Genomic DNA, 6,258 nt, shown 5'->3' on the forward strand with positions numbered 1-6,258 from the left:
ATGAAAACTAAAAATTTATTAAGTTTTAGAGCTGACATTTGTGGCCCAGGATCCATAACTTCTGAAAGTCGCCGAGCTTTTTTAAAAAATTCGATTAGCTTGGCGCTTGCAGGATTTACTTATTCAGCACTGCCATCTATTGCTCTTGCTAACAGTTTGAACTCCTCGGTAAACACATCAAATTTACTTAAATCCAACTTGATTGCCTATAAGGGATATATTTATGATTCTACTGTAATGGCGTATAGACTGGGGAAAAGGCATTACAATCCTTTCAAAAAAAGCTTTAACACTCCGGATTCATTGAGTCCGTTTGGGCTCGCAGGACAAAATAGGTATCAGTATGCTGACGGAAATCCAGTTAATAGAGTAGATCCTGGTGGCCACATGAGTGGCGAGGCTTTCGCTATGATAGTATTTATCAGTGCAATGGTTGTTTTGACATCGATAGTAACCTTTGGTGCTGCAGCAATTGCATTTGGAGGAGCTCTTACCGTTGGCTCAATCGTGACGGGAAGTCTTCTTATTGCTTCTGGGGTAACAGGCATTGCGTCTGCAGGATGCACAATAGGCTCAATAGCTCTTGAAGAATCAAACCCAGAGCTATCACAGCAACTGAATATGGCTGGACTTGGACTAGGCATTATATCGATGATAACAGGGGTCGCTGGCTTTAGCGTTGGTGTTAGTGGTACTGCAACGGCAGGGACCTTTGGTCGAATATTTAGCTCAACTTCACAGACTTCGATGATGTCAAAAGTAGTTGTGAATCAAATGGTCAATGCTGCACGTGCGACGAAAATGGCTGGCGGCCTTTCTGATGGATTTGTGGCTATGGGGCAGGTTGTTGTTGGATATATGGCAAAGAATGGTACAAATCTGCTTAAGATAGGCGCTAGCTCTATAGCTGGTGGTTTAGGGACTGTTGGAGTGGCTCCACTTCGACGGCATTACAATAATATAGAAGCACACCAGCGGCATGAACTGAATATCAATAGCAAAAGTGTATACATCCTGCCTTAGATGTGTGATTCATCGAGATCGTTTCAATAGAGAGTCTAAAAAACATCGGCCCCCCAGCTTTAGGTAAACACATTAGGGTCTGTTGAACTTTGCTGTACAAATGTTGTTCAGCAATTCATCGGCAGCCACATTAACATAAACGCCAGTAACACCATACTGGCGTAATTTCTTGCTAGCTTGTTATATATTCTTGATATTGCTCGATAGTGTTTAATTCTTCCAAAAGCATTCTCCACTAAATGTCGATACCGATATAAGCACCAATCGACTCTTTCTTGAGGTGTATTCTTATAGCGGCGCCTTGGGATAACAGATTTCCCGCCTTTATTTGCGATAAGTTCACGAAAAGCATCGCTGTCATAACCTTTATCTGCAATGACGGTATCAACCTGCTTCAGGTGTTCAATTAAGCTGGGGGCGTGTGTAATATCGTGTTTTTGGCCTTCTGATAATTCGAAATAAATCGGTAATCCTCCGCTGTCGACGGCTAAGTGAATTTGGGGTGGATTACCGCCTCGACTTTTACCAATACTCTCATTACTTAGCGTCGCTGCACCAGCACTGTGCTGCTGCGCCCGCACTATCGAGCCATCAATAAAGACCCATTCTATATCAGCAAGGTTGGCTAAGGCCTTGAATTAATGTGCTAGAACGCCTTTCTTAGACCATAAATGAAACCGTCTAAAGACCGTGCTCCAATGACCGAACTCTTTAGGTAAATCTCGCCAAGGGATACCTGTTCTAAGACGGTAAAGAATACCTTCGAATGTTTGTCTATGTTCAGGTTTGTCATAAACACGGCCTGTGCTTTTCATTAAATGAAATATCTTTTCCCAGCGTGCATCGGTTAGCATAAGTCTTGGCATGGCTTGAGGTTATGGTTACTTTTGGCGAAGCAAATTATAACGTCTTGCCATGCTGTCTAAAAATCACTCCCGAAAGATCAACAGACCCTAATAATGTTGGCACAATTTGCGATGGGGGTAAGCTGGCATACTCCGCTTGATTGCACACACTTAATATCTGTTGTCGCTCATGTTCTTCGAGTTTATTTGCTGGCTCTGGACGAGCGGCTGTTGGTAGTAAATCGGCTTGCACTTGACCAGCTCGATACCAACGTCGATTGGTGCGCTTACTGAGGCCCGTTTCTGCACAAGCCTTGTAAACGCGAGCACCTTGGTGATACGCCTCTTGAATTAAGGCAATCAATGCTATGCGCTCAGGCAAGGGGGTTAGCTCTTCTCGCTGTCGTTCCCCCAGAGCGCATTGAGCTTTTTATCTCAGCACCAGTAATGCGGCAGCTTCCGTCTGCGCTTTCTCCTTATAGCGCAATTCCCGTTGCAGTGATTTGATTTCGGCTTTGTCAGCCTTGGCCTGTTAATGGTTTTAGCTTGTACTTCTGAGGTTTGAAAACCGGGCAAAAACTCCAATTTCCACTGTTGTACTTGTTCGCGGTACAAGCCTTTTTCACGGCAATACTGGCTTATTTCTGCTTCTGATAGCGGAGCAGTTTCAATGAGAGCCTCAAACTTAGCTTCTGCAGCCCAATCATTGGCTGTTAATGTTTTTCCTAGCACGGGGCGACCTTCTTTTCTGACAATATCCAGCCAACGATACAAGGCTTGCACCGCTATGCCTTCTTTCCGAGCTACCTCTGCGACCGTTAAATTGTGAGGCGGTAATAATTTTTAAAGATCGCCTCTTTACGTTCTTGTGAATACCGAGCAATATCGTTCTCTTTTGCCGCGCCCTGTCTTTAAAAATAATGATTATTTAGGGGTGACAACAATCCAGATACAAGGGGCACAGCTGCACTTCCGTCCGTGGGTAGATGGTTTCAATCGCTTCAGGACGCCACGATTATACAGGTCGGTTAGCACGCTTAACCAATGGTGAGCGCCTTCATTATCAGACAGATATAAGCCTAACAGCTCTTTTTTACCTTCGACGTTAAGGGCCAAAATGGTGTAAACCGCCTTGCTAATAAAGCGACCGTTTTCTTTGATTTTATAGTGGATGGCATCGAGCCATATGACGGGGTAAAGCGGTTCAAGTTCGCGTTCACGCCATGCTTGAAGCTCGGGTAGTAACTTGTCAGTGATGGCATTCACCGTGCCGTTGGACACCGACATGCCGTACATGTCTTCGATATACGCGCGAATATCTTGGTAGCTGGGGCCTAATGAAAATAAGCCAATGATTTTACGCTCCAATTCATCGGTAAGTTGGATTTGGTGCTTTTTGACTAATTGAGGTTCGAAGGTGCCCGCTGTGTCTCTGGGCGTGTCTAGCTCGAAGTTGACAATGGGGCTTTTAACCATTTTAGTGGTTTACCGTTTTTACGATTAGCGCCTTCAGTGCCCGCCAAATGACCATCAACTCTGCTACTAAGGCCTCTTCAGTGAGTTGCTTAATCAAAGGGGTTAAGATGCCATCCTTGCCAGTGAGGTCTTTTCCTTCACGTAGTGCTTGAATGGCAGCATTGATATCAAAAGTAGGTGTGGTCATAAATCATCTCTTTTTGGTATAGCTTAAAGAAATGACACAGAAATTTGAACACTACCCTACTAACAATACGTCAATACATACAGAATTATGAACAATTTAAGTTTAACAAACCAGCTCTTCTCAGTTCTATGACATTCACAGTCCCTAAAGCGCGACATTTTGAGTCTAGTTGCGAAATACAGCAAATATAATCGGCTTTTAGTTCAGCAGGCACACATTTGTATCCCCCCTTTACATAGTCCCTAACTATTTCTGCAGCGCAGTCACTTGTAACACTCTCTATGTCTGAGTGTCTGAATACCAAACCAAAATCAATCGGATGTATAGTTCCTTTTTGATCTAATACAAAATTATTACTTCTTGGATCACCTATCATAAATCCTTTTTCAAACATGTCTGTAATGACTGTTCTAACCTGCTCATTACTCGGAAACTCACCTTCTCGATATGGCATCATAAGATGATTTTTTCCGTACAAACTGGCTAGAGAGTCCGTGTAACCACTCTCTTTAAGCCACGCATTACACATGTTCAGCTCATGGAATATTTGATCCGAAGACGCCTCATGAAACTCTTTTAACACCATATATCCAGAACGATACACATTGCCTCGGCTTCCTTTACCTAACAACTCATGTTTGGATGTATCGAAAGATTCTTGTTTATGCTTAGCGTCTAATAGTGTTGAATTCGGTGAACTAGCGTTCACAGTTCTGCCTTGAGTGGACAATGTGGCAAGACCAATTTGAGGCTGTTGAGATACTTGACTAGGTTGTTGACCCATTTCACGCAATCGCTGCTCTCTCTTATCGATTTTTCCTCTTATGTTTTCTATTGAACTATCTATCAGTCGAATTTTTGAAACATTGTTTTTGTCAAAGCGAGAAACAAGTTCATTTCTCACACTTTGAAGTCGTGTCAACTCTTTGTTATCGCGAACTTGTTTGACACTAACAATACTTTTTGCCAGCTCCATTTCCCCTATATAAAGCGCCGAAGATGAAGATGCTTTTTCAAGGTTTGGATGATTTGCTCGACCAATATGATAAGGTTTAAAAATTGGGTTCATAAATGTGTAATACTCATATATAAAAAGAAATAGTATTATTTCTCAATTTCCATTTATTTATCATTAGGGTATTCTTGAAAATTTTTGCCAATTTATTGCCACATATTAAATACTAAAATATCAGTGGCTTATGTTTTTTATCTTGTGATAGAAAGATAAGAGAGTAGCATTTAACCAAGGCGTAATTCGTCGGACGCTTATGACCGTTATATTTATATTAAAATTTTGGCACAAAGGATAAATCAGCGTTTGTCGTTCACGCCCTAAGGCAAAGAAATATCCATCAAAGACAATTTGTATTTACTAGAGAAAAGTGTAATAGCATTTCAAATTCAATTAGAATCACAATATTTCATTATTTTCATGGTGCTTATCTGACGCAAAAACTTGATAATCATATCAACAGGCAGATAACCTATAGGAGATAGTCATATGCCACTTAGTATTGTTCGCGGAAAAATATTCGTCCCTCTCAATGCTCATACCCAAAATCTCAATCCAACAATGGCTATTAAGCAGATCCAACCGCTATTAAACTCATCTAACCCCGCATACCCACTACCGAATTGTCAGCTCCGTAGTGGTGAGGGAACAGTGTCGTTACAAGATACCATTGATGGTTCCACTGCACCTGTCACCTTGCCCCCCCCCCTATTTGAAGTCGCGATAAATCATCACAAAGAACGCCAACAGATGGTACCTACGAATACAATAAGCCCTCCGCCAACAACACTGGATCATATTAAACGTTTGGTGGTTATCGGAGACAGCCTGTCGGATTCCGAAGGCCGCATGAAATCGAAAACATTCGGCATCATGCTTTCGTCTAAACAATATCATGATGGCCGTTTTACCAATGGTTTCGTATGGCCCGATTTTATCTCATCATCTACCTATTTAAATAAGGAACTAGTGAATTATGCAGAAGGTGGTGCCGTAGCGGCTAAATATTCCAAATTAAATCCTACCTTCTGGTTTATTTCCAACATGGAACGTCAAATTAAAAAGCATGATTTTAAATCCGATGACTTAGTCATACTAGCTCTTGGCAGCAATGATTATATGACATTCAATAAGCAAGACACTCAAAAAGTGGTACGCTGTTACGAGAAACAAATCACTAAATTGATAGAAAATAAAAAAGTAAAGCATATTCTAGTGACGGGTATTGCAGATTACTCGAAGACGCCCTATGCCCAGAAACAAGACGAAGCATATCGCACCAGCAATAGTGCTCTCGCCAGTGAACATAATGCTAGCCTAAGTCAAAAAATAGCAGAACTTGCGGAGCGATATAAAGTCGAAGGAGTAAACATACAGTTTTTCGATTTCGATAATCAATTCACTGAATTACTAGATAAAGCAGATAAGGTAGGTTATGACACTAACACAGCCAATAGTGTTGGTTATGTAGATCTCTGTGGCACGAGTAAAGTTTTTGATCCTGCACATCGACATGTATTTCATGACGAAGTCCATCCTAGCCAAGAGGTACACCAAATGTTAGCATCTCGAATGAGTGACTATATTACCGATAAATTTGCCAAAGTTTCAAGTGCCCCTAATAACATGATGTGAGCGAGAATAGCAATTAGCCTATTGCTATTCCCAAAGGCATGGCAATAGGCACATTATCAGAAGAAGACAAACAACAGCTG

General features: G+C 41.6%; 3 protein-coding genes and 3 pseudogenes. 2 read left to right on the forward strand and 4 right to left on the reverse strand.

Annotated elements, in window-relative coordinates; translation table 11 throughout:
- The gene (locus ACHA99_RS06965; protein WP_393941860.1) at positions 1-1,023 is read left to right on the forward strand and encodes an RHS repeat-associated core domain-containing protein; all 1,023 of its coding nucleotides are present in this window, start codon (positions 1-3) and stop codon (positions 1,021-1,023) included.
- A 107-nt stretch (positions 1,024-1,130) separates the two neighbouring features.
- Here the strand turns inward: ACHA99_RS06965 and ACHA99_RS06970 are convergent.
- From ACHA99_RS06970 to ACHA99_RS06985, 4 genes and pseudogenes are all read right to left on the reverse strand, one after another.
- Positions 1,131-1,889: pseudogene (locus tag ACHA99_RS06970) on the reverse strand (IS5 family transposase).
- 88 nt (positions 1,890-1,977) lie between these two features.
- Positions 1,978-2,752, reverse strand: a pseudogene (locus ACHA99_RS06975) (IS3 family transposase); the annotation flags it as partial.
- A 65-nt stretch (positions 2,753-2,817) separates the two neighbouring features.
- A pseudogene (locus ACHA99_RS06980) lies at positions 2,818-3,531 on the reverse strand (transposase); the annotation flags it as partial.
- 85 nt (positions 3,532-3,616) lie between these two features.
- A complete protein-coding gene (locus ACHA99_RS06985; protein ID WP_393941862.1) occupies positions 3,617-4,600 on the reverse strand; it encodes a hypothetical protein in 984 nt (327 codons plus the stop codon).
- Positions 4,601-5,032: 432 nt separating this feature from the next.
- On the opposite strand from ACHA99_RS06985, the gene ACHA99_RS06990 reads away from it, so the two are divergent.
- Entirely contained in the window at positions 5,033-6,178 is a 1,146-nt protein-coding gene (locus tag ACHA99_RS06990; RefSeq protein WP_393941864.1) for an SGNH/GDSL hydrolase family protein, read from the forward strand.
- Positions 6,179-6,258: the final 80 nt, after the last annotated feature.

Source organism: Shewanella sp. S23-S33 (genome assembly GCF_043359565.1).
Taxonomy (GTDB): domain Bacteria; phylum Pseudomonadota; class Gammaproteobacteria; order Enterobacterales; family Shewanellaceae; genus Shewanella; species Shewanella oncorhynchi.